This is a genomic window from Streptomyces cinnamoneus, assembly GCF_014650495.1.
In the GTDB taxonomy this organism is placed as follows: domain Bacteria; phylum Actinomycetota; class Actinomycetes; order Streptomycetales; family Streptomycetaceae; genus Streptomyces; species Streptomyces cinnamoneus.
In genome coordinates, this window is record NZ_BMVB01000057.1 from 1 (window position 1) to 4,856 (window position 4,856).

Here is a 4,856-nt window from a genome sequence, read left to right on the forward strand (position 1 = left end):
GCGGGCATCGACCCGGCCTCGGCGCGCGGCAGCAGGACCGGTGTCTTCGCCGGCGTGATGTACCACGACTACGGCGGCCGAGTGCACACCTCACCGGCCGGGCTTGAGGGCTATCTCGTCAACGGCAGCGCGGGCAGCGTCGCATCGGGCCGCGTCTCCTACACCTTCGGCCTGGAGGGCCCCGCCGTCACCGTGGACACGGCGTGCTCGTCGTCCCTGGTGGCGCTGCACCTCGCAGCCCAGGCGCTGCGGAGCAACGAGTGCTCGATGGCCCTGGTCGGCGGCGTCACGGTCATGGCCAGTCCGGCGGTGTTCGTGGAGTTCAGCCGCCAGCGCGGGCTGTCGGCGGACGGTCGTTGCAAGGCGTTCGCGGCCGGGGCCGACGGCACCGGATGGGCAGAAGGCGCGGGCATGCTGCTCGTCGAGCGACTGTCCGACGCCCGGCGCAACGGTCACCAGGTGCTGGCGGTCATCCGGGGCACGGCGATCAACCAGGACGGTGCGTCGAACGGTCTGACGGCCCCGAACGGTCCCGCACAGCAGCGGGTGATCCGACAGGCACTGGCGAACGCGGGCGTGTCCTCGGACCAGATCGACGCAGTGGAGGCGCACGGCACGGGCACCACGCTGGGCGACCCGATCGAGGCCCAGGCGTTGATCGCGGCGTACGGCCGGGACCGGGATCGCGAACGGCCGCTGTGGCTCGGCTCGCTGAAGTCGAACATCGGCCACTCGCAGGCCGCTGCGGGCGTCGGCGGTGTGATCAAGATGGTGATGGCGATGCGCCACGGCGTGCTGCCGCGGACGCTGCACGTGGACGAGCCGACCCCGCACGTCGACTGGTCGGCGGGTGCGGTGCAGCTGCTGACCGAGGCGAGGGAATGGCCCGAGACCGGTGGGGCCCGCCGGGCGGCGGTGTCGTCCTTCGGCGTCAGCGGCACCAACGCGCACGTCATCGTCGAACAGGCACCTGCCAGGACCGAGCCGTCCTCGGCCCCCGAGCCGGGTTCGGTGGTGCCGTGGGTGCTGTCGGGCAAGTCGGAGGCGGCGCTGAGGGCACAGGCCGAGCGACTGCTGACCCTCGCCTCGGGACTTCCGCCGGCCGATGTCGCGTTTTCCCTGGCGACAGGGCGTGCGGCGTTCGAGCACCGGGCCGTCGTCGTGGGCCAGGAAGACGAGCAACTGCTCGACGGGCTGCGTGCTCTCCTGCACGGCCAGCCTGCGGGGAACGTCGTCCAGGGCGTGGCCGGCGGGGGCAAGACCGGTTTCCTGTTCTCGGGTCAGGGGTCGCAGCGGCTGGGGATGGGACGTGAGCTGTATGCGTCGTATCCGGTGTTTGCGGCTGCGTATGACGCGGTGTGTGCGCAGCTGGGCGTGGCGTTTGATGTCGAGTCGGAGGAGCTGAACCAGACGGGCGTCACTCAGCCTGCGTTGTTCGCGGTCGAGGTGGCGTTGTTCCGGCTGCTGGAGTCGTGGGGTGTGCGGCCCGATTACGTGGCCGGGCATTCCGTGGGCGAGATCGCGGCCGCGCACGTGGCGGGTGTGCTGTCGCTGGAGGACGCGGCGAAGCTGGTGTCGGCGCGTGCTGCGCTGATGCAGGCGTTGCCTGCCGGTGGGGCGATGATTGCCGTGCAGGCCACCGAGGACGAGGTCCTGCCGCACTTGACCGACGAGGCCGGCATTGCGGCGATCAACGGCCCGCGGTCGGTGGTCGTTTCCGGTGCCGAGGATGCGGTCGTGAAGATCGCTGAGCACTTCACCCAGCAGGGTCGTAAGACGTCGCGGTTGAAGGTCAGTCATGCGTTCCACTCGCCGTTGATGGATCCGATGCTTCAGGAGTTCGCCGAGGTCGTCCGCGGCCTGACGTTCAGCGAGCCGCGGATTCCGGTCGTCTCCAACCTCACGGGCCGGCTGGCGGAGTCGTACACGCCGGAGTACTGGGTCCGGCATGTCCGTGAGGCGGTTCGTTTCGCCGACGGTGTGCAGACCCTGCACGAACTGGGTGTGACGACCTTCGTCGAGGTCGGCCCCGGCGGTGTGCTGAGCGGCATGACGCAGAACTGCCTGGACGAGGCCGTCACCATCCCCGTCCTGCGCGCCGACCGCCCCGAACCGCTGGCGATCGTCACCGCGCTCGGTCAGCTCCACACCCACGGCGTCTCCCTGGACTGGAACGCCTTCTTCCCCCGTGGCAAGCGTGTCGACCTGCCGACGTATGCCTTCCAGCGCGAGCGCTACTGGCTCGACGTGCCCCAGCGCCCCGGCGACGTCCGGGCGGCCGGTCTCGGCGCGGCGGACCATCCGCTGCTCGGCGCGGCGATCGCGACCGCCGACAGCGACGGGGTCCTGCTGACGGGCATGGTCTCCCTCGAAAGCCACCCGTGGCTCTCCGACCACGCCGTGAACGGGACCGTTCTGCTGCCCGGCACCGCGTTCGTCGAGCTGGCGATCCGGGCGGGCGACGAGGTCGGCTGCGGCCGGATCGAGGACCTCACTCTGGAGATGCCCCTGGTGATACCCGAGCGCGGCAGTGTCGCTCTTCAGGTGTCGGTGGGCGCGGAAGACGAAGCCGGCCGACGGCCGCTCAGCGTGCACTCACGGGCCGGCGGCGGCACGTGGGTGCGGCACGCGACAGGCGCACTGTCCTCGGTGGAGGCGTCCGGCACCGAGACCGGTACGGACACCGGCTCCTGGCCGCCCGCGGGCGCGGAGGCCGTCGATCTGGCGGCGTTCTACGACGGCGTGGCCGAACTCGGCCTGGAATACGGCCCGCTCTTCCAGGGGCTGCGGTCGGTGTGGCAGAGCGGGGAGGACGTCTTCGCCGAGGTCGAGCTGCCGGAGGAGGCCGCTGCCGACGCGGGAGCGTTCGCCCTGCACCCGGCACTTCTGGACGCCGCCCTGCACGCCCTGGCTGCCGGTGGCCTGGTCTCTCTCGCCGACGGCCCGCAGCTGCCGTTCGCATGGTCCGGCGTCGCCGTTCAGGCGGCCGGTGCCTCCATGGTCCGCGTGAAGCTGTCGCGGTCGGGCAGGGATTCCGTGACGCTGGTCGTCGCGGACGGTGCCGGCGGCCCGGTGGCCTCGGTGGAGTCGCTGACGCTGCGCGCCGTGTCGGCGGAGCAGCTGCGCGGTGCCGGTGACGGCGACTCGCTGTTCGGGCTGGAGTGGACGCCGCTCACCGCGCCGTCCGCCGGAGAAGCGCTGGTCGTCGAGTCCGTCGCGGACTTCGACGCGCTGCGGCAGCTGGACGGGCAGGGCGGAGAGCGGGACGTCGTGGTCGTGCCGTGCCCGGTCGGGTCCGGTGGGGACACGGCTGAGCGTGTGCATGCCGTGGCAGCTGAGGTGTTGGCGTTGGTGCAGTGGTGGCTGGCGGGGGACCGGCCGTCGCGTCTGGTGCTGGTGACCCGCCCGGGTGATCTCGCTCATGCGGCGGTGTGGGGTCTGGTCCGGTCCGCGCAGTCGGAGAACCCGGACCGGATCGTGCTGGTGGAGGCGGAGGACGCCGACGCGGCGATCCGCGCACTGCCGGGTGTGATCGCCGCCGGCGAGCCGCAGTGCGCAGTGCGCGGCCAGGACGGCCAGGACGTGCTCGTACCGCGCCTGGTGAAGACTTCTGGAGCCGCCACCGGCACGCCGGACTTCGGTACCGGCACCGTTCTGCTGACCGGCGCGTCCGGAGCGCTGGGCGGGCTCATGGCCCGGCACCTGGTCGCCACCCACGGCGTACGCAGCCTGCTGCTGCTCAGCCGGCGGGGCGCCGATGCCCCCGGCGCGGTCGAGCTGGAAGCCGAACTGGCGGCATGGGGTGCCGAGGTGCGCTGGGCCGCCTGCGATGCGGCCGACCGGGACGCGCTCGCCGCGGTGCTGGCCGAGACCCCGGTGACCGCCGTGGTGCACACGGCCGGCGTGCTCGACGACGGCGTGATCGCCGCGCTGACGCCGGAGCGTCTGGCCGCGGTGCTGCGTCCGAAGGTGGACGCCGTGTGGAACCTGCACGAGCTGACGGGCGACCTGTCGGCGTTCGTGCTCTTCTCGTCGGTGTCCGGCATCCTGGGCAGCGCCGGCCAGGGCAACTACGCGGCGGCGAACACCTTCCTCGACGCCTTCGCCGAAGCCCGCCGGGCCCAGGGCCTTCCCGCGGCCTCGCTGGCGTGGGGACTGTGGGAGCAGGGCAGCGGCATGGCCGACCGGCTCGGCCAGGCGGACGTCGCCAGGCTCAAGCGGGCGGGACTCGCCCCGATCGCCGTCGACGAGGGACTGCGGCTGTTCGACGCGGCGCTGACCCTGGACCGGGCAGCCGTCGCCCCCCTGCGGCTGGACCTCGCCGGGCTGCAGGGCACGGTGCCCTCGGTGCTGCGAGGGCTGCGAGGCCCCGTACGGGGCACCGCGCGGCGCGCAGCACAGACCGCGCCGAAGGGCTCCCTGGGGCAGCGGCTGGCCGGCCTGCCGGAGGCCGAGCGCGAGCAGACGGTGCTGGACCTGGTGCGCACCGAGGTCGCCGCCGTGCTCGGCCACGCCTCGGCCCGGGCCATCCAGCCGGAACACGCCTTCCAGGAAGCCGGCTTCGACTCGCTCACTTCCGTCGAGCTGCGCAACCGCCTGAACACGGCGACCGGGCTGCGGCTTCCGGCGACCATGGTCTTCGACTACCCGACACCCGCCGCGCTCGCCCGCTTCCTGATGGCCGAGACACTGGGCATCCAGGAACAGTCCGGGGCCGTGGTCACCGCAGGCGTTGCGGCCGATGAGCCGATCGCGATCGTGGGCATGGCCTGCCGGTACCCCGGTGGCGTGCAGTCGCCGGAAGACCTGTGGCGTCTGGTCGCGTCCGGTGGCGACGCGGTGTCCGGCTTCCCCGA

At 72.5% G+C, this 4,856-nt stretch carries 1 protein-coding gene; it reads left to right on the plus strand.

Annotated elements, in window-relative coordinates; all coding sequences use genetic code 11:
* Positions 1-4,856, plus strand: a 4,856-nt coding sequence (locus IE182_RS31355) for a type I polyketide synthase (protein WP_190113391.1), incomplete at both ends; no start/stop codon positions are given.